Annotated in this window: 15 protein-coding genes; 4 read left to right on the top strand and 11 right to left on the bottom strand. The window is 73.5% G+C overall.

Features of this window, described 5'->3' with window-relative positions; genetic code table 11:
• Positions 1–46: 46 nt before the first annotated feature.
• Positions 47–1270 carry a GDSL-type esterase/lipase family protein gene (locus B9S64_RS01135; RefSeq protein WP_103491508.1) on the top strand — a complete coding sequence of 408 codons (1224 nt, stop codon included), beginning with the start codon at positions 47–49 and terminating at the stop codon, positions 1268–1270.
• Positions 1271–1316: 46 nt separating this feature from the next.
• On the opposite strand, the gene B9S64_RS01130 is transcribed toward B9S64_RS01135, so the two are convergent.
• A complete protein-coding gene (locus tag B9S64_RS01130; protein ID WP_103491509.1) occupies positions 1317–1502 on the bottom strand; it encodes a hypothetical protein in 186 nt (61 codons plus the stop codon).
• A gap of 121 nt (positions 1503–1623) precedes the next feature.
• Between B9S64_RS01130 and B9S64_RS01125 the strand changes: the two genes are divergently transcribed.
• Complete coding sequence (locus B9S64_RS01125) at positions 1624–1995, top strand: VOC family protein (protein WP_103491510.1); 372 nt, start codon at positions 1624–1626, stop codon at positions 1993–1995.
• Positions 1996–2149: 154 nt separating this feature from the next.
• Here B9S64_RS01125 and B9S64_RS01120 read toward each other — a convergent pair whose 3' ends face one another.
• Positions 2150–3808 carry a catalase gene (locus B9S64_RS01120; protein ID WP_103491511.1) on the bottom strand — a complete coding sequence of 553 codons (1659 nt, stop codon included), beginning with the start codon at positions 3806–3808 and terminating at the stop codon, positions 2150–2152.
• Between the two features lie 164 nt (positions 3809–3972).
• Positions 3973–4428 (bottom strand): MarR family winged helix-turn-helix transcriptional regulator, encoded by a 456-nt coding sequence (locus B9S64_RS01115; protein ID WP_103491512.1) that lies wholly within the window; start codon positions 4426–4428, stop codon positions 3973–3975.
• A 162-nt stretch (positions 4429–4590) separates the two neighbouring features.
• Between B9S64_RS01115 and B9S64_RS01110 the strand changes: the two genes are divergently transcribed.
• Complete coding sequence (locus B9S64_RS01110) at positions 4591–6045, top strand: MFS transporter (RefSeq protein ID WP_103491513.1); 1455 nt, start codon at positions 4591–4593, stop codon at positions 6043–6045.
• 127 nt (positions 6046–6172) lie between these two features.
• Here the strand turns inward: B9S64_RS01110 and B9S64_RS01105 are convergent, their stop codons facing one another.
• The 8 genes from B9S64_RS01105 to B9S64_RS01070 all read right to left on the bottom strand — a co-directional run bounded on the left by B9S64_RS01105 (position 6173) and on the right by B9S64_RS01070 (position 15014).
• Positions 6173–7192 (bottom strand): hemolysin family protein, encoded by a 1020-nt coding sequence (locus tag B9S64_RS01105; RefSeq protein ID WP_103491514.1) that lies wholly within the window; start codon positions 7190–7192, stop codon positions 6173–6175.
• A complete protein-coding gene (locus B9S64_RS01100; RefSeq protein ID WP_103491515.1) occupies positions 7189–8517 on the bottom strand; it encodes a hemolysin family protein in 1329 nt (442 codons plus the stop codon). The genes B9S64_RS01105 and B9S64_RS01100 overlap by 4 nt, the downstream gene beginning before the upstream one ends.
• Positions 8518–8715: 198 nt before the next feature.
• Positions 8716–9645, bottom strand: coding sequence for a M56 family metallopeptidase (locus B9S64_RS01095; RefSeq protein ID WP_109491938.1), 930 nt, complete (start codon positions 9643–9645; stop codon positions 8716–8718).
• 4 nt (positions 9646–9649) lie between these two features.
• Positions 9650–10045, bottom strand: a complete 396-nt coding sequence (locus B9S64_RS01090) for a BlaI/MecI/CopY family transcriptional regulator (RefSeq protein ID WP_103489293.1) — start codon at positions 10043–10045, stop codon at positions 9650–9652.
• A gap of 133 nt (positions 10046–10178) precedes the next feature.
• On the bottom strand, positions 10179–11726 hold the full coding sequence (locus B9S64_RS01085; RefSeq protein ID WP_103489292.1) for an FAD-dependent oxidoreductase: 1548 nt from the start codon (positions 11724–11726) through the stop codon (positions 10179–10181).
• A gap of 148 nt (positions 11727–11874) precedes the next feature.
• The gene (locus B9S64_RS01080; protein WP_103489291.1) at positions 11875–12201 is read right to left on the bottom strand and encodes a plasmid stabilization protein; all 327 of its coding nucleotides are present in this window, start codon (positions 12199–12201) and stop codon (positions 11875–11877) included.
• 239 nt (positions 12202–12440) lie between these two features.
• Positions 12441–14087 (bottom strand): FAD-dependent oxidoreductase, encoded by a 1647-nt coding sequence (locus B9S64_RS01075; RefSeq protein ID WP_109491937.1) that lies wholly within the window; start codon positions 14085–14087, stop codon positions 12441–12443.
• Positions 14088–14096: 9 nt separating this feature from the next.
• A complete protein-coding gene (locus B9S64_RS01070; protein ID WP_103489202.1) occupies positions 14097–15014 on the bottom strand; it encodes a diiron oxygenase in 918 nt (305 codons plus the stop codon).
• A 550-nt stretch (positions 15015–15564) separates the two neighbouring features.
• Between B9S64_RS01070 and B9S64_RS01065 the strand changes: the two genes are divergently transcribed.
• On the top strand, positions 15565–18252 hold the full coding sequence (locus tag B9S64_RS01065) for a SpoIIE family protein phosphatase (RefSeq protein WP_103489653.1): 2688 nt from the start codon (positions 15565–15567) through the stop codon (positions 18250–18252).
• Positions 18253–18357: the final 105 nt, after the last annotated feature.

Raw genomic sequence — 18357 nt, 5'->3', positions numbered from 1 at the left:
CGCGGAGGCCGGACCGCGTACACCTTCCGATCAACAGGTTGAGGCCATGCACACCGAACCCAGCTGGATCACCACGCCCGTCACGGCATCCCTGCTACGGGGCGCCCTCGACGTGGAGTACACCGAGCGGGGCGTGCTGCCCCACCGGCTGCCCGCCCGCGCGCGGGCCCAGTGCGCCGACCCGCAGCTGGCCATGGCCGAGGCGCAGCCCTCGGGCGTCCGGCTGGCGTTCCGCACCCGGGCCACCGCCGTCGAGCTCGACACCCTGCCCACCAAGCGGCTCTACGTGGGCGCCCCGCCGCGCCCCGACGGCGTCTACGAACTGCTCGTCGACGGCCGTCCGGCGGGCCGCGGCACCGTCGGCGGCGGCAACACGCTGACCATCGACATGACCGCCGGGACCACCGCGTGGGCGCCCGGCGAGGCGGGCACCCTCCGCTTCACCGGACTGCCCGGCCGGCCCAAGGACGTCGAGATCTGGCTGCCGCACAACGAGACCACCGAACTGGTCGCCCTGCGTACCGACGCCCCGGCCGAGCCGGTCCCGGACCGGGGCCGCAAGGTCTGGCTGCACCACGGCAGTTCGATCAGCCACGGCTCCGACGCCGCCGGACCCACCAGCACCTGGCCGGCCCTCGCCGCGTCCCTCGGCGGGGTGGAACTGGTCAATCTGGGTCTGGGCGGCGGCGCCCTGCTCGACCCCTTCACCGCCCGCGCCATGCGGGACACGCCCGCCGACCTGATCAGCGTGAAGGTGGGCATCAACCTGGTCAACACCGACCTGATGCGGCTGCGCGCCTTCGGCCCGGCGGTCCACGGCTTCCTCGACACCATTCGCGAGGGACACCCCACGGCCCCCCTGCTGGTGATATCGCCCCTGCTGTGCCCCATCCACGAGGACACCCCCGGCCCGAGCGGCCCGGACTTCAGTGATCTGCCGGACGGCCGGCTCCGCTTCCGGGCCATGGGCGACCCCGCCGAACGGGCCGCCGGAAAGCTGACGCTCCGCGTCATCCGGGACGAACTGGCCGCGCTGGTCCGGCTGCGGGCCGCCGACGACCCGAACCTGTACCACCTCGACGGCCGTGAACTCTACGGCGAGGCGGACTACGCCGAACTCCCGCTGCCCGACGAACTCCACCCGGACGCCGCCACCCACCGCCGCGTCGGCACACGCTTCGCCGACCAGGTCTTCGGCCGGGGCGCCTTCGCGGACGGCGGCGCGCCGCCGTCCGGCGGATCACGGGGCTTGGCCCCGACGACGGACTGACCGGGCGGGGGCTCGCCGGATCGGTTCACCCGCCGCGGGCGTGAATTCAGGGATGGTCGGGAGCCTGCTCCGGCGGGCGTCCGCCGCCCTTGCCGCCCCGGTCGCTGCCGTGCCTCCGGCCGCCCTTGCCCTGCCAGGTCTTCGGCTCGGCCGCCTTGTGGGCCCCGCTCTCCTGGGGAGTGGCGCCACCCCGTCCGCTGCGTCGTAGCTCGGGCTGCTGCGGATTAGACATTTTTTACTCCTTTCGGAGCATTGCCGGGCAAATCTCTGTACCTTGTGCGTACCCAGCAGGGAGGCCGCGACACCTGTTCGTGGCCGCTGTCAGGACCGACCCGTGGAAAGAGGGACCATCCATGCCCGTCGCGACCTACCGCCTCGTCGCCCTCGACTGCCCCGACCCCCGCGCCCTGGCCGGTTTCTACCAAGCGGTGCTCGGCGGCGAGGTCAGGCGTGGCTCCGACCGGTGGTACGAGCTCCACGTACCCGGCGGCGCCCGCATCGCCTTCCAGCGGGCCGCGGACCACCGGCCGCCGGAGTGGCCGGGTGGGGACCACGACTCCCAGCAGGCTCATCTGGACTTCGAGGTGGACGACATCGACCGCGCCCAGGAGGAGCTTCTGGCCCTCGGCGCGGCCCCGCTGGACCTCGACGACCGGGGCGGCGAACGCGACTTCCGTGTGTACGCGGACCCGGCGGGCCATCCGTTCTGTCTCTGCCGCGCGTAGCTCCCGCGTGTCCTTGGCGGGGCCCCCGGGCCGCTTCCCAGCCGGTGCCCGACCGGCACCGGCTCCGAGTGCGGGCGGCGGGCGGCCGCAGGCCCGGTCGCGGACCGGGGCGTACGGGAGTCGCCCGGCCCGCCCGTGACCGGCGGCCGGCGGGTCAGCGCTCCACGACGTGCCGCTCGTTCGGCACGCAGTGCGTCATGGTGAGCCCGGTGACGTCCCGGGGCGGGTTGCTGCCGAGGCGCGCGAGCCGCTTCTTCTCCTCGTCGCTGAGGTTCTGGGTGGGCAGCGGCGGCAGCTGTGCCACGTCGGAGGCGCTGACGCCCACGCCCTCGCCGACCCGCAGGCCGAGGTCGTTGTCGGCCATCAGGCAGTGCCACACCATCCGCTCCCGCACCGGAGGCGTGCACTGGGAGAACAGGTCGGTGAAGTTCTTGACCAGGTCGTCCTGCTCCCACTTCTCCATCAGCTGGTAGCGCTCGCCGGCCTGCCGGTAGTCGTCGGTGCGGGGGAGCCTGGCCCGGGTGAGCTTGCCCGTGATCATCGGGCCCTGGTCGTCGTGCGTGGGGTACGTGGACTCCCGCAGCCCGCCCATGACCGACGGCTCGTAGTTGACCTCGGGGTTCTCGCCCCCGGCACTGTTGTCGTAGGCCATCTGGCCGTCGCGCTGGTTGGTGGCGACATGGGCGTGCTTGGCCTGGTTGACCGGCAGTTGCAGGTAGTTGGGGCCGACCCGGTAGCGCTGGGTGTCGCTGTACGAGAAGGTCCGGCCGACCAGCATCTTGTCGTCCGAGAAGTCCAGCCCGTCCACGAGGACACCGGTGCCGAACGACGCCTGCTCGTTCTCGGCGAAGTAGTTGTCCGGGACCCGGTCGAGCACCATGCGTCCCACCGGCTTCGGCGGGAAGTCCTGCTCGGGCCACGTCTTGGTGTCGTCCAGCGGGTCGAAGTCCAGTTCGGGGTGGTCGTCGTCGGACATCATCTGCACGACGAGTTCCCACTCGGGGTGGTCGCCGCGCCGGATGGCGTCGTACAGGTCCTTGGTGGCGTGCCCCAGCTCGCCCGCCTGGACGTTCGCCGCGTCCTCCTCCGTCATGCTGCGGACGCCCTGCTTGGGCAGCCAGTGGTACTTGACCAGGACGGTGTCGCCCTCGGAGTTGACCCACTTGTAGGTGTTGACGCCGAAGCCCTGCATGTGGCGGTAGTCGGCCGGGATGCCCCGGGGACTGAAGAGGTTCACCAGCATGTGCATGCTCTCCGGGGTCTGCGACATGAAGTCGAAGATCCGGGCCGGCTTCTGCTCGTGGCTCACGGGGTCGGGCTTGAGCGAGTGGATCACGTCGGGGAACTTGATGGCGTCCCGGATGAAGAAGACGGCGAGGTTGTTCCCGACCAGGTCCCAGTTGCCCTCCTCGGTGTAGAACTTCACCGCGAAGCCCCGGGGGTCACGGGCCGCCTCGGACGAGTCGCGTCCGCCGATCACGGTGGAGAAGCGCACGGCGACGTCCGTGCGCTTGCCCGCCTCCTGGAACAGGGCGGCCCGGGTGTACCGGCCGATCGGCTCGTCGCCCCACTTCCCGTAGGCCTCGAAGTGGCCGAACGTGGTCACCCCGCGCGCGTGCACGACGCGCTCCGGGATCCGCTCCCGGTCGAAGTGGCTGATCTTCTCCAGGAACTGGTAGTTCTCCAGGGTCGCCGGCCCCCGGGCGCCGACCGTGCGCTGGTTCTGGTTGTCGTAGACGGGGTGGCCCTGCCGGTTGGTGAGGTGCGGCTGGTCGTCGGGCCCCTGGGCACCCTTGTTCACGGTCTCGGTCACAGGCTGCGCTCCTTCACTGCGCGGAATTGGCCACCCGACCGTTCCCCGCGGCGGCGCCCCCGTCGCGCGGACCGGCCGGATTTCCGCCGTCCGCCGCGCGACGACGACCCGACCGGCCCCTCCGTGCGGGGTTCCGGCCCGCGCCGCGCCCCCGGCCGCGGGTGTCAGGGCCGTGGCCAGGGGCGGCCGCCCAGTTGCTCGATGCTCGTGTTGAACCGCTTGAGATAGCCGGCGAAGGCGGCGATCTCCGCGTCCGGCCAGTCGGCCATCACCCGGTCCAGGGAGCCGACGATGCGTTCGCGCTCCTCGTCCAGCTCCCGCGCGCCCTTGCCGGTGATCCGGAACTTGCGGGCCATGCCGCCGGCCGGGTCCGGGATCCGCTCCGCCTGGCCCGCGTGCACGACGGCGGCGGTCTGCCGGTTGACCGTGGAGGCGTCGAGACCGAGGGCGTCGCTCAGCTCACCGATCGACATGGGGCCCTGCACGCGCAGGCGGCTGAGCAGGATGTAGGCGCTGCGCTCCAGCCCGCCGTCCTTGCCGCGCCCGCCGCGGTGCTGCTGGAGTCCGTAGCGGCTCAGGAGCATCTGCTCGTACTCGACCTCGTACGTCGGTCTGCTCATGCGCCTGGTCCTCCCGCTCCCGCACCGGTCCGTCACCCCGCGTCGCGCGGTGGCCGGTGCCTCAGTGTCTCACGACAACATGCATTGCCCATATAACGTGCGCGATACATTTGGTGTGTACGATGCATATCGCAACCCGACAGACTTGCGAGGAATCCCCTTATGGAAGTAGCCCAGCCCACCGTCCGCACCGGCGGCGTGATCGCCACCCTGGCGTTCGCCGGCACCACGGCGGCCGTCATGCAGACCCTGGTGACCCCCCTGATCGCGGAACTGCCGCGGATCCTGCACACCTCGTCCGCGAACAGCGCCTGGGTGATCACGGTCACCCTGCTGGTGGCGGGCGTCTGCGTGCCCGTCACCGGACGCCTCGGGGACCTGCTCGGCAAGCGCCGGATGCTGCTGGCGTGTTCGGTGCCGCTCATCGTGGGCTCGGTGGTCTGCGCGCTCTCGTCCTCCGTCGTCCCGATGATCGTCGGACGCGGGATGCAGGGCATGGGGATGGGCATGGTCCCGCTGGGCATCGCCCTGCTGCGCGACGTCGTGCCCGCGGAGAAGCTCAGCTCCTCCATCGCGCTCGTCAGCGCCTCCATGGGCATCGGCGGCGGACTCGGCCTGCCGATCTCCGCGGCGGTCGCCCAGTACACCAACTGGCGTGTGCTCTTCTGGGGTTCGGCCGCGCTCGCCGTCGTGATCGCCGCGCTCATCTGGTTCCTGATCCCGGACGTCCCGCCGGGCGCCAAGGGGCAGCGCTTCGACTACCCGGGCGCGGTCGGCCTCGGCATCGGTCTGGTCAGCCTGCTGCTCGCGGTCTCCAAGGGCGCGGAGTGGGGCTGGGGTTCGGGTACCACGCTCGGCCTGTTCGCCGTCGCCGTCGTGACGCTGCTGCTCTGGGGCTTCTGGGAGACGCGCACCCGCGACCCGCTGGTGGACCTGCGCACCACGGCCCGCCCGCGCGTCCTGCTGACCAACGCCGCCTCGCTCTTCGTCGGCTTCGGCATGTACGCGAGCATGCTGATCATCCCGCAGCTCCTCCAGTTCCCCGACGCGACCGGATACGGCCTGGGCCAGTCGATGCTGGCCGCGGGTCTGTGGATGGCCCCCGGCGGCATCATGATGATGATCGTGTCGCCGTTGGGCGGGAAGCTCACCGACGCCCGCGGACCGAAGTTCACCCTCATCTGCGGCACCCTGGTCATCGCCGCCGGGTACGGTCTCTCGCTCGTCCTGATGGGTTCCGCCTGGGGCCTCATGGTGGTCTGCATGGTCATCAACGGAGGCGTCGGTCTCGCCTACGGGGCGATGCCCGCGCTGATCATGAGTTCGGTGCCGCTCTCCGAGACCGCGGCCGCCAACGGCTTCAACACCCTGATGCGGTCCCTCGGCACGTCGGTCGGCGCCGCGGTGATCGGTGTGGTCCTCTCCCAGATGACCATCTCCCTCGGGGGCTTCAGCCTCACCTCGGAGAACGGCTTCCGCGCCGGCCTGGTCGTCGGCGGCGCCGTCGCCCTGGTGGCCGCCGTGATCGCGGCCACCATCCCGGCCGCCCGTGCCGCCGGAACCCTCGGCGCGAAGTCCGAGCCGGCCACCGCCGAACCGGCGGCCGTGAAGGCCTGACGCGTTTTGGGCGGGCCGCCGTGCGGTCCTGACCCGCCCTCCGGACCTCCGGACCCTCCGCGCCCCCGGGCGGCACCACGGTGCCGCCCGGGGGCGCCGGTGTCCGAGGGCCTTCCGGCCGGTGCCGTCAGACCGTCGCGGACGGTCCGACCAGCTCGCTCAGGACGTCCTCCATCGTGACGAACCCGATCACCGTGCCCCGGTCGCCCGCGACCGCGGCCAGATGGGTGCCGGCCGCCCGCATCGCGGTCATGGCGTCGTCCAGCGGGGTGTCGATCTCCACCCGGATGACCGGATGGAACGCGCCCGGCGGGAACGGCACGGTGCGCTCCGCCACCCCCAGCACGTCCTTGATGTGCAGATAGCCCAGGATCTCGTCGCCGGGCCCGGTCACCGGCAGCCGGGAGAACCCGCTGTCCGCCGCCGCGCGCTCCAGCCGCTCGGGCGTGACGGTGTGGCCGACGGTGACCGTCCGGGCGAGCGGCACCATCACCTCGCCGACCGGCCGCGTCCCCAGTTCGAGCGCGTCCCGCAGGCGCTCGCCGTCGGCGGGGTCCAGCAGGCCCGCCTCGCTGGAGTCCTTCACCAGCCGGACGAGCTCGTCGTCCGTGTAGACGGAGGAGATCTCCCCCTTCGGCTCCACCTTCATGAGGCGCAGGACCGAGTTGGCCAGGGCGTTGACGCCGAAGACGAACGGGCGCACGGCGCGGGTCAGCGCGACCAGCGGCGGCCCCAGCAGCAGCGCCGTCGGCGCCGGCGCGGCGAGCGCGATGTTCTTCGGCACCATCTCGCCGACGAGCATGTGCAGATACGTCGCCGCCGTCAGCGCGATCACGAACGCGATCGGGTGGATCAGCCCCGCCGGCACCCCCACGGCCTCGAACGGAGGCTCCAGCAGATGCGCGATGGCCGGCTCCGCGACGGCGCCGAGCACCAGCGAGGAGACGGTGATGCCCAACTGGGCGGTCGCCATCACCGCGGAGAGGTGTTCGAGCCCCCACAGGGTGGAGCGGGCACGGGCGTTGCCCTTGAGCGCGGCCGGTTCGATCTGGCTGCGGCGTACGGAGATGAGGGCGAACTCCGCACCGACGAAGAAGGCGTTGGTGAGCAGCGTCAGCGCGCCGATCAGCAGTTGGACGGCGGTCATCGGGCTTCCTGGGCGGTCTCGGGGACGGGAGCGGTGATCCGGACACGGTCGGCCCGGTGGTGCGCCACGTGCAGGACGGCGAAGCGCCAGCCGTCGATCTCGACGCGGTCGGTGCCGACCGGGATGCGCTCCAGACGGGCCGCGAGCATGCCGGCGAGCGTCTCGTACGGGCCGTCGGGCGCGGTCAGCCCGATCTCCTCCAACTGGTCCAGCCGGACGCCGCCGTCCGCCTCCCACGCGGCGCCGCCACCCGGTGCCGGGTCCAGCGGGACCAGGTCGGGCCGCTCGTGCGGGTCGTGCTCGTCGCGTACCTCCCCGACGACCTCCTCCACGATGTCCTCCATGGTGGCGACGCCCGCCGTACCGCCGTACTCGTCGATCACGACGGCCATGGTGCGGCCGCGCCGCAGCCGTCGCAGCAGGCGGTCCACGGGCAGGGAGTCGGGCACCAGCAGCGGCGGGGTGGCCAGGGCGGTCACCGGCGTCCGGGCCCGCTCGTGCTCACCGAGGGCGAGGACGTCCCGCACATGGACCGTGCCGATGACCTCGTCGAGGCTGTCGCGGTAGACGGGGAAGCGGGACAGCCCGGTGGCGAGGGCGAGATTGGCGGCGTCCTGGGCGGTGGCACGGGCCTCCAGGGCCCGTACGTCCACCCGCGGCGTCATCACGTTCTCGGAGGTCAGCTCGCCCAGGTGCAGCGTACGGACGAACAGCTCGGCCGAGTCCCGCTCCATGGCGCCCTCCAGCGCGGAGTGCCGGGCAAGCGCGACCAGCTCCTCCGGGCTCCGGGCCGAGGCCAGCTCCTCCTGGGGCTCCAGGCCGAGGCGCCGTACGAGCCGGTTGGCCGCGTTGTTCAGGTGCCGGATCAGCGGGGCGAACAGCGCGGTGAAGGCGCGCTGCGGCCCGGCCACCACCTTGGCCACGGCCAGCGGGCTGGAGATCGCCCAGTTCTTCGGGACCAGCTCGCCCACGACCATCAGCACCACCGTGGCCAGGGTGACCCCGAGCAGGGTCGCCACCGTGGAGAGGGCCCCTTCCGGCAGGCCGGCGGCCTCCAGCGGCCCGCGCAGCAGCACGGCGAGCGACGGTTCGGCGAGCATGCCGATGACCAGGGACGTCACCGTGATGCCCAGCTGGGCGCCGGACAGCTGGAACGTCAGGCGCTTGACCGCGCGCAACGCGCTCCCGGCACCGCGCTCGCCCGCCTCGGCGGCACGCTCCAGCGCACCGCGCTCGACCGTGGTCAGGGAGAACTCGGCCGCGACGAACACCGCGCAGGCCAGGGTGAGGACGAGCGCCACACCCAGCAGAAGCACTTCCGTCACCGTGCCACCCCCGTTCCGCGGCTGGACGACTGCGGACGGGCCGTGACACGGCTGGTACTGACAGGTTCACCCATTGCGGGTGCTGCTCCTTCATCGGTTCGTGGACAGGGCGGACCGAAGGGGTCCGGGACGGAAAGTGTCCCGGCTCAAGGGTAAAGGGTCCGTAAAGTGCCCACGTGGGAGCAGTCGGTGGCGCGGTTACAGGGGCGTGGCGGCCTTCAGCACGAAGAACAGGGTGACCGCCGAGTTCGCCGAGGAGAGCGCCGAGACCGTCGTCCCGGCCGCGGCCCCCCAGGCGGCCAGGCCCACGGCGGTGAAGGCGGGCGGCCACACCCGCGCCGCCGGGGCGGGCCCCAGCAGGGCCGCGACCCGGCGCGGCACCGGCCCCGGCGCCGCGAAGTGGGCGAGCGTCGCCGCGGGCGCGCCCCGGGAGAGCAGCGCCGCCTTGCCGATGGCGCGGGCCACCACCCTCCGGTTCCCGGTCGCCGCGGCCGCGTCCTCGTCGGCCCACCGCTCCGCCGTGTACGCCACCGCCGTACGCAGCGGCCGCAGGAAGGGACTGGCCCGCGCCGCCAGCCGTACGGTGAGCAGGAACCGGTGGTGGGAGCCGGCCAGATGGGCGCGTTCATGGGCGAACAGCGCCCGGCGTTCCGCCGGCTCCAGGCAGTCCAGCAGCGAGGTCGAGGCGACGATCCGCCCCCGCCCGCCGGGCAGCGCGTAGGCGTACGGCACGGCGTCCGGCAGCACCGCCACCGAGGTGCGGCGCAGACCGGCCAGGGCCCGCGCCGCGTCCCGGCGTACCCGGTGGTGGTGCCAGGCCGCCGCCGAGCAGGCGACGAGCACGGCGGCCAGCAGGGGGATCGCCGCCGTGCCCGCCACCTCGTCGTACGGCACCGCCTCGCGCACCGCGGGGTCCGACCACCCGTCCGGCAGCGGATTGCCCGGCAGCTGGGCCGTGCCGACCACCACCAGCAGGGCCAGACAGAGCGTGCTGCACAGCGCGAGCACCGCCGCGACCCCGGACAGCAGCCAGGTGGCGGTGCGCGGGTGCAGACGGTGGGCGGCGAGCCGGGCCACGGGCCAGGCGCTCAGCGGCAGGACCAGCGGCAGGAAGACGAAGACCCCCATGGCCCTACGCTTCCGGTTCGTCGGCCGCCTGGCTCAGCAGGTCTCTCAGCAGCCGCTCGTCGCCGGGTGGCAGGGCCGTCAGGAAGCTCGCCAGGACGGCCTCGCGGTCGCTCTCGCCGTCCAGGACCCGGCGCATCCGCAGCGCGGCCAGCCCGGCCCCGTCGGACCGCGGGGTCCACAGGAACGAGCGCCCCTCCCGCCGCCGCTCCACCGCCCCCTTGGTCTGGAGGCGGGTCAGGATCGTCATCACGGTGGTGTACGCCACCCCCGCCAGCCGCTCCTGCACCCAGGCCGCCGTCGCGGGCCCCCCGGCCCCGCAGAGGGTGGAGAGGACCTGCGCCTCCAGCTCACCCTGGGCGCGCCGCCGGGGCTGCCCGCCGCTGGTGTCCGCTGCCGCCACTTCTGTGCCCTCCGCGCCGCCGTGCCCCGCGGGTCGCCGCGGGGCGGTTCATCGTACTGACCCGCGGCCCGTACGGTCCCCGCGGGACGCCGGGGACCGTACGGCGGGCGTACGCGGCGGGGCCCGGGTCCCGTCAGGTGACGGAGCCGTCCCGCTCGGCCGGGGGGAGCGGGCGTACCGCGGGACCCTGGAGCACCTGCCCGTCCACACCGAACCGCGAACCGTGGCAGGGGCACTCCCAGGCGGTCTCCGCCTGGTTGAACGCGACCAGGCACCCCAGGTGGGTGCACCGTGCCGAGAGGCGGTGCGTCCGCCCGGCCTCGTCGCGGTAGACGGCCAGGCGCCGGGCCCCCTCCCGCACGACCGCACCCGTACCCGGGGCGATCTCCTCGGCGGAGTCCACCCGCGCACCGGTGAGCCGGTCACCGACGAAGTGCCGGGCGACCTCCGCCTGCTGGGCCAGCAGCGCCGTACCCTCGCGGACGGTGCTCCGCAGCCGGCGGGGGTCGTAGAGGCCCGCCCAGTCGGGCCTGTCACCGGTGAGCAGCGAGGTGAGGAGCTGCCCCGCCATCGCGCCGCCGCTCATGCCCCACCCGCCGAAGCCCGTCGCCACGTACACGTGCCGCGCGCCCGGGTGGAACGGGCCGATCAGGGGGACCCCGTCGCTGACGTCGTTGTCCTGGGCCGCCCAGTGGTACGCCGTCGGGCCGGCCGCGAAGTGCTCGTGCGTCCACGCGTCCAGCCGCAGGAACCGCTCGCGGACCCCGCCCGCACCCGGGGTGAAGTCCTCGCCCGTGACGATGAGCAGCCGCCGGTCACCGTCGAGCGGCGCGGTCCGCACCGAACGCTTCCCGCCCTCGTCCGTGATGTACATGTGCTCCGGCGCGGCCTCCGCCGCGATCGGCGCCGCCACCACGAGCTCACGGCGCGGCGACATCCGGGCGAAGAGCAACGCGCGGTCGAAGACGGGGACATGGGTGGCGACGACGACGTCCCGCGCCGACACCGTCAGCCCCGACTCCGTCGTCACCCGGCACGGGACGCCCTCGCTCAGACCGGTGACCCGGGTCCGTTCATGGACGACCCCGCCCCGCGCGCGGAGGTCGGCCACCAGCCCCAGCAGGTACCGGCGGGGGTGGAACCGGGCCTGCCGCCCCACGCGCACGGCGGCCGCCACCGAGAAGGGCAGCTCCGTCTCGCGCACGCACACGGCGTCGAGCCCGGCCGCCTCGGCGGCCTCCGCCTCCGCCTCGAACTCCGGCCGCCGCCAGGGGTCCGTGGTGTAGGTGAACGCCGAAGCGGACTCCAGGTCGCAGGCGATGCCCAGCTCCGCCGCCACAGCGCCGACGCGTTCCACCGCCGCCTGCTGGGACCGCGCGTACAGTGCCGCGCCCTCGGGGCCGCGGGTACGCCGGAGCCGGTCGTAGACCAGGCCGTGCGCGGCGCTGAGCTTGGCCGTCGTGTGGCCGGACACCCCGGCGGCGACCCGGTCGGCCTCCAGCACGACGACGCCGCGCCCCGCCCTGGTCAGTTCCCAGGCGGTGCTGAGGCCCGCCATACCGCCGCCGACGACCACGACGTCGGCGCTCCGGTCGGCGTCCAGGGGCGGGAAGGAGGGATGCTCGGCCGACGCCATCCAGTAGGACTCGGCCGTTCCCGGAATCTCAGGTCCGCGTGTCATGGCACTCGTCTCTCGGGACGGCGGTGCGGGCACGCGCCGTGGGGGAGGGGAGGCCGGAGAGGCCGGCGCCCGGGAGGCGGGCACCGCCCGGCGGTCCGCCCCGCGTACGGGTGCGGCGGCCGGCCGGTGGCGGTGTCCCGCGGTCTCGTCAGCGGCCGACGGCCTTGCGCAGCTGCTCCTTGTTCATGGTCGACCGGCCCTCGACGTTCTTCTTCCTCGCCTCCGCGTACAGCTGGTCCCGGGTGGGTCCCTGCGCACCGCTGTGGGACCGCTGACCGCCCCGCTCGGAGGCGGACTTGGGGTCGCGGGTGGAGGTCCTGCTCGCCGTCCTCGACTCGCCCGACCGCGCGCGCTCCTTGTTGACCGTGCGGGCGGCGATCTCCTCCGCCCGGCCCTCGGAGGTGCCACGCTTCTCGGCGCTGTCCTTGACGTGCTCGTACTGGCGCTCCCGCTTGGGGCTGGATCCTGCCGGCATGACGCTCTCCTCGCTCTCGTCGGGCCCGCGGTGGCACGGCTGTCCCTCGCGTGCCGTTGGGTACCCGGTTACCCCTACTTCACGTCGGAAACCCGGTGCCCGCGACACGGGGGCGCCGGGTCGGGTGAGCACGGCGAGGACCGGCCGGGGCCGTGGCCCCGGCACCCGGACGGCACACGGGGCGTCGGGGGCACCGGCGCCGGGGCGGCGGGGCCGTGTGCGCCCGCCGCCCCGGTGGCTCAGCGGGCCGCTCCCGCCCGGCCCCGCCCGGCGGCCACCAGTTCGGGGACGGTGGCCAGCTTGACGCGGGGCCGCCCCTCCCGGAGCCCCCGGGACAGTTCCTCCCGGTCGATCCGGGCGAGACCGCGGGCGTCGACCAGGTGGCGGTTGCGGCGCCGTGCCAGCCGGTGGAAGGCCTTCGCCCCGTGCTCCGGCGTGGGCAGCAGTCCGGCGACGGCGTCCGCCAGCAGCGTGGTCACGGTCTCCGCCGCGCAGGTCCGGTTGGCCCCGATGCCGCCGGACGGCCCGCGTTTGATCCAGCCCACCACGTAGGTGCCCAGCTCACCCGTCACCCGGCCGCCCTCGTGCGGGACCGTGCAGGTCGTCTCGTCGAAGGGCAGCCCGGCCACCGGCAGACCCCGGTAGCCGACGGCCCGCAGCAGAAGGCCCGTCGGGATCTCCGGATCGCCGGGCCCGCCCGTCACCCGGACGCTCCGCACGCGTCCCTCGCCCCGCGCCTCCACGGCCTCCGAGTGGAAACGGAACACGACGCGCCGGCCCGGGGGCGGGGCCGAGGACCAGTCGACCGCCTCCCGGCGGACGCCCCGCAGCACCGCGGCCTTGTCCCCGGGCGCCGCCGCGTCGACGGCCGCACCGGTCCGGGGATCGTGGTCGTCGACGACGAGGTCCACCCCGGGGAGATGGGTCAGGGCGAGCAGTTCGGACCGGGTGTACGCCGCCTCACCCGGCCCGCGCCGCCCCAGCACCACCACCTCGCGCACCGGGGAGGCCCGCAGGGCGTCCAGCGCGTGGGCGGCGATGTCGCTGCCGGTCAGGGCGTCCGGGTCCGACACCAGGACGCGGGCCGCGTCGAGGGCGACGTTGCCGTTGCCGACGACGACCACCCGTTCCGAGGAGAGGTCCACGGTGTCCGGCGCGACCTCCGGGTGGGCGTTGTACCAGGCGACGAACGTCCTGGCCGAGAGGCTGCCGGGCAGATCCTCGCCGGGGACCGAGAGCCTGCGGTCTCCGCCGGCCCCCACCGCGTAGACGACGGCGTCGTGATGGGCCGCCAGCTCCCGGTGCGTGACGTCCTTGCCCACCTCCAGGCCGAGGTGCATCCGCACCCGGGGGTGCGTGTGGAACCGGGCGAACACGTCCTGGGCCTTCTTCGTCGAGGGGTGGTCCGGTGCCACGCCGTACCGGATGAGTCCGCCCGCCACCGGCAGCCGGTCGATCAGGGTCACCTCGGCGCCGGTGTGCAGCAGCAGGTCCTCGACGGCGTACATCCCGGCCGGTCCGGTACCGACGACCGCGACCCGGACCGGTGCGAAGTCGGACGGCAGGACCCGCTCGAAGACGGGCTCGCCCCACGCGTGGAAGTTCGGCCCGGCCGTGACGGATCCGGCCTCCCGGCCCTCGTAGTACGCCGCGTTGACCGGCCCGTACTCGCGCTGCGCGGCGGACAGCGCCTCCACCGGGAAGATGGCGTCCACCGGGCAGGCGTCCGCGCAGGCACCGCAGTCGATGCAGGTCTTCGGGTCGATGTACAGCATCTCCGTGCTGCCGAAGTCCCGTTCCCCGGGCGTGGGATGGATGCAGTTGACGGGGCACACCGCGACGCAGGTGGCGTCGCTGCAACACGTCTGGGTGATGGCGTAGGTCATGTCGTCCGCTCAGATCAGATGGGCGCGCTTGTAGAACACCAGCGCCGGCCTGGTGAGCAGGCGGGCGGAGGCCAGGAAGTCCATCAGCCCCGAACAGCTCGACCGCATCATGGACTTGTGGTGCTCGTTGGCCTTCGCCTCGGCGAGGGCACGCTTGCCGTCGAGCCCCGCTCCGGCGTACACGTCCCTGTTGACCATGCTGGACACGATCACGTAGGACGCCACCGCGACGACGAAGGCGTGTATGTGGCGCCGCACCCGGCCCGCGCCGGCGAGGTGCTTGCGCGTCTCGGCGCGGGCGAACTTCATGTGCCGTGATTCCTCGACGACATGGATGTTGTTGATGGTCCGGACGAACGGCACGACCCGCTCGTCGCGCATCCAGTCCCGCTGCATGACGTCCAGGACCTCCTCGGCGACCAGGATCGCCGCGTACGCCGCCTCGCCGAACGCGACCGTCTTGAACGCCCTGCCCAGCTCCAGCGCGAGCCGGCGCGGGCGGTAGGCGGGTGCGCCGAGCTTCTGGGCGCCCCGGGCGAACATGATGGAGTGCCGGCACTCGTCGGCGATCTCGGTGAGCGCCCACTGGACGTCCGCGCCCGTCGGGTCCTTCGCGTAGACGTCCCGCAGGATCATCTGCTGGAGGATCATCTCGAACCAGATCCCGGTGCTGGCCACCGACGCGGCCTCGTGCCGGGTCAGTTCCTTGCGCTGGGCGTCGGTCATCTCGTGCCAGTAGGCCGTGCCGTACAGGGTGCTCCACTCCGGGCTCGCGCCGTGGAAGTCCTTGTCCAGCGGGGTCTCCCAGTCGACCTCGGTCGCCGGGTCGTACGACAGCGTCGCGGCCGAATCCAGCAGACGGCGGGCGATGTCGTGCTCGTGCGGGTCCTGTGCCCCGGGTCCGGGTCGGACGGTGCTGCTTGCCATGGTGCGGCTCCTCGGTTCGCGCGTGCGGTTCCTTCGTGCTGCTCGGCAGAACTGACGGCTCGTCAACTGCCGTTCGAGCGGCGGCACATGGCGACCGCCGGAGGGAGAGCTGCGGGGGAGGGGGCAAGGGCGGCAACGCGGCCCGGCCTCCCGCACCGCCTGTTAGACGGAAGGTATAACAAGCGCACCCGGTCGGCCTACCCCCGAGTAGGAAATCGGTGCCCTCCCGTGCGGCATCTCTCCTTCACCGGGGGTGCGAAGGGGGCATTCCGGGTCAGAGGGGCGGTCGCGGCGGGGGTCGGTCCCGGCGGCGCGGTCCGCTCGTGCGGGGCCGAGCCGGGCGGACGGCCCGCCCGGGGCGCCGCCCGCCGGGCACTCCCGCCCGGTGGTCGTCCCGTACGCGCCGGGCGCCCCCGCCCGGCGCCCCCGCACACCTCCCGGCCCCATGACACTCCGTGACACCCGGTGTCCGGTCCGTATCACATCCCGGGCGGTGCCGGCCGCCGCGTACCGCTCGCCCGGCGTATGACTTCGGTGTACAAAAGGGGGCATGGCCGCACGCTTCGGCCGCCCGCGCCCGCTTCTCCGGATGAGGACGGTCGCCGGTCAGGTCTTCCTCCTGCAGGTGGCGATCGTGATGCTGCTCGTCGCCGCCGCCGTGGGCGCGCTGGTACTCCAGTCCCGGGCGGACAGCGAGCGGGAGGCACGCAACCGTTCGGTCGCCGTGGCGGAGACCTTCGCCGCGGCCCCCGGCATGGAGGCCGCCCTCAAGAGCCCCGACCCCACCTCGGTGCTCCAGCCGAAGGCGGAGGCGGCCCGGAAGGGGTCCGGCGTCGACTTCGTCGTCGTCCTCAACCCCGAGGGAATCCGCTACACCCATCCGCTGCCCGGCCGCATCGGGAAGAAGTTCGTCGGCGAGCTGGGCCCCGTCCGCGAGGGCAAGGTCGTCACCGAGCAGATCAACGGCACCATCGGCCCGCTCGTCCAGGCCGTGGTGCCCGTCTTCGGGGCGGACGGCAAGGTCATCGGGATGGTCTCCGCGGGCATCACCATCGCCCGCGTCAGCGGGGTCGTCGAGGAGCAGTACGTCGTCCTGTTCGGCGCCGCCGCGGGCATCCTCCTCCTCACCACCGGCGGGACGGCGCTGATCACCAGGAGGCTGCGCCGCCAGACCCACGGACTCGGCCCCGCCGAGATGACCCGGATGTACGAACACCACGACGCCGTCCTGCACTCCGTGCGGGAGGGCGTGCTCATCGTCGGCGGAGACGGCCGGCTGCTCCTGGCCAACGACGAGGCGCGGCGCCTCCTGGGCCTCCCGCCGGACGTGGAGGGCCGCCCCGTCGCCGAGCTCGGCCTCGACGACGGCACCGCCCGGCTGCTCTCCTCCGGGCGCGTGGCGACCGATGAGCTGCACTCCGTCGGGGACCGGCTGCTGGCCTTCAGCCAGCGCTCCACGGACCGCGACGGAGGGCCGCCGGGCAGCGTCACCACCCTGCGCGACACCACCGAGCTCCAGGCGCTCTCGGGCAGGGCCGAGCTGGCCCGGCAGCGGCTCAAGCTGCTCTACGACGCCGGGACGGAGATCGGCACCGCCCTCGACGTCGTACGGACGTGCGAGGAGCTGGCGGGTTTCGCGACGGCCAGGTTCGCCGACTACGCCACCGTGGACGTCTCCGAGAACGTCCTGCGGGGCGAGGAGCCGACCAGGGCCCACGCCATCATCGACATGCGGCGCAGCGCCTTCAGCGGCGCGCGGCAGGACCCGGACCTCTTCCCCGTGGGTACGGTGACGCGCTTCATGCCCGAGACGCCCCTGGGGGCCGCGCTGATCCGGGGCGAGGCGGTCCTCGACTCCGACCTGGCGGCACGCCACGGCTGGCAGGAGGCGAGCCCGGACCGGTCCGCGCGGCTGCTGGAGTACGGATTCCACTCGATGATCGCCGTACCCATGCGGGCCCGCGGCCTCGTCCTCGGCGTCGCCATGTTCTGGCGCGCGGAGAACCCCCACCGCTTCGAGGACGAGGACCTGTCCGTCGCCGAGGAGCTCGTCGCGCGGGCCGCCGTCAGCGTGGACAACGCCCGGCGCTACTCCCGTGAGCACGCCGTCGCGGTCACCCTCCAGCGCAGCCTGCTGCCGCGCGGCCTGCCCGAGCAGAGCGCCATCGACGCCGCCTACCGCTATCTGCCCGCCCAGGCGGGGCAGGGCGGTCTCGGCGGCGTCGGCGGCGACTGGTTCGACATCATCCCGCTGCCGGGCGCCCGGGTCGCGCTCGTCGTCGGCGACGTCGTCGGGCACGGCCTCCACGCGGCGGCCACCATGGGGCGCCTGCGTACGGCCGTCCACAACTTCTCCAGCCTGGACCTGCCGCCCGACGAACTCCTGTGGCACCTGGACGAACTGGTGGCCCGCATCGACCAGGACGAGTCCGCCGAGGACCCGGGGAACTCGGTCACCGGCGCCACCTGCCTCTACGCGATCTACGACCCGGCGACCGGCCGCTGCACCATGGCCAGGGCGGGCCACCTCCAGCCGGTGATCATCGGTCCGGACGGGCAGGCCGCCTTCGCCGACGTGCCGGGCGGGCCGCCCCTGGGGCTCGGCGGCATGCCCTTCGAGACCCTCGACGTGCACCTGCCCGAGAACAGCAGGCTGGTCCTCTACACCGACGGGCTCGTCGAGGACCGGAGGCGGGACATCGACGAAGGGCTGGACCTCCTGCTCACCACCCTCGACGGGCACCCCGAGCGCACGCCGGAGGAGACCTGCGAGGCGGTCATCGGCGCCCTCGTGCCCGGACGGGCCCAGGACGACGTGGCGCTACTGGTCGGCCGCACCCGCCGGCTCACCGCCGACAACGTCGCCGAATGGGACGTGCCCACCGACCCCGCCGCGGTCTCCCGGGTGCGGGCCGAGGTCTCCGCCACCCTCACCGACTGGAACCTGATCGAGCAGGCGTTCACGACCGAGCTGATCCTCAGCGAACTGGTCACCAACTCCATCCGGCACGCCGCCGGCCCCATCCGGGTGCGCCTCGTCCGCGACCGCGCCCTGATCTGCGAGGTGTCCGACCACACCAGCACCTCGCCGCACCTGCGCCAGGCCGCCTCCACCGACGAGGGCGGCCGGGGGCTCTTCCTCGTCGCCCAGCTGGCCGAACGCTGGGGCACCCGCTACACGGACGACGGCGGCAAGGTCATCTGGACCGAGCAGCCGCTGACCGACGACGAGATGTGACACGACCGGACCGGATCTGACGCGACCGGACCGGCCCCGGAACGCCTCGAAGCCCTCCGGGGCCACGGCGGGCCCGCACCGCCCGCCACCCGGCGACCGCGCCTC

It is taken from the genome of Streptomyces sp. SM18 (assembly GCF_002910775.2).
In the GTDB taxonomy this organism is placed as follows: domain Bacteria; phylum Actinomycetota; class Actinomycetes; order Streptomycetales; family Streptomycetaceae; genus Streptomyces; species Streptomyces halstedii.
Note: the sequence above shows the minus strand (reverse complement) of the source record. Positions and strands in the feature narration are given on the sequence as shown.

Coding starts and splice junctions, on each gene's coding strand:
- B9S64_RS01135 (WP_103491508.1), top strand. CDS start 47: ATGCACACCGAACCCAGCTGGATCACCACGCCCGTCACGGCATCCCTG.
- B9S64_RS01130 (WP_103491509.1), bottom strand. CDS start 1,502: ATGTCTAATCCGCAGCAGCCCGAGCTACGACGCAGCGGACGGGGTGGC.
- B9S64_RS01125 (WP_103491510.1), top strand. CDS start 1,624: ATGCCCGTCGCGACCTACCGCCTCGTCGCCCTCGACTGCCCCGACCCC.
- B9S64_RS01115 (WP_103491512.1), bottom strand. CDS start 4,428: ATGAGCAGACCGACGTACGAGGTCGAGTACGAGCAGATGCTCCTGAGC.
- B9S64_RS01110 (WP_103491513.1), top strand. CDS start 4,591: ATGGAAGTAGCCCAGCCCACCGTCCGCACCGGCGGCGTGATCGCCACC.
- B9S64_RS01105 (WP_103491514.1), bottom strand. CDS start 7,192: ATGACCGCCGTCCAACTGCTGATCGGCGCGCTGACGCTGCTCACCAAC.
- B9S64_RS01095 (WP_109491938.1), bottom strand. CDS start 9,645: ATGGGGGTCTTCGTCTTCCTGCCGCTGGTCCTGCCGCTGAGCGCCTGG.
- B9S64_RS01085 (WP_103489292.1), bottom strand. CDS start 11,726: ATGACACGCGGACCTGAGATTCCGGGAACGGCCGAGTCCTACTGGATG.
- B9S64_RS01080 (WP_103489291.1), bottom strand. CDS start 12,201: ATGCCGGCAGGATCCAGCCCCAAGCGGGAGCGCCAGTACGAGCACGTC.
- B9S64_RS01075 (WP_109491937.1), bottom strand. CDS start 14,087: ATGACCTACGCCATCACCCAGACGTGTTGCAGCGACGCCACCTGCGTC.
- B9S64_RS01070 (WP_103489202.1), bottom strand. CDS start 15,014: ATGGCAAGCAGCACCGTCCGACCCGGACCCGGGGCACAGGACCCGCAC.
- B9S64_RS01065 (WP_103489653.1), top strand. CDS start 15,565: ATGGCCGCACGCTTCGGCCGCCCGCGCCCGCTTCTCCGGATGAGGACG.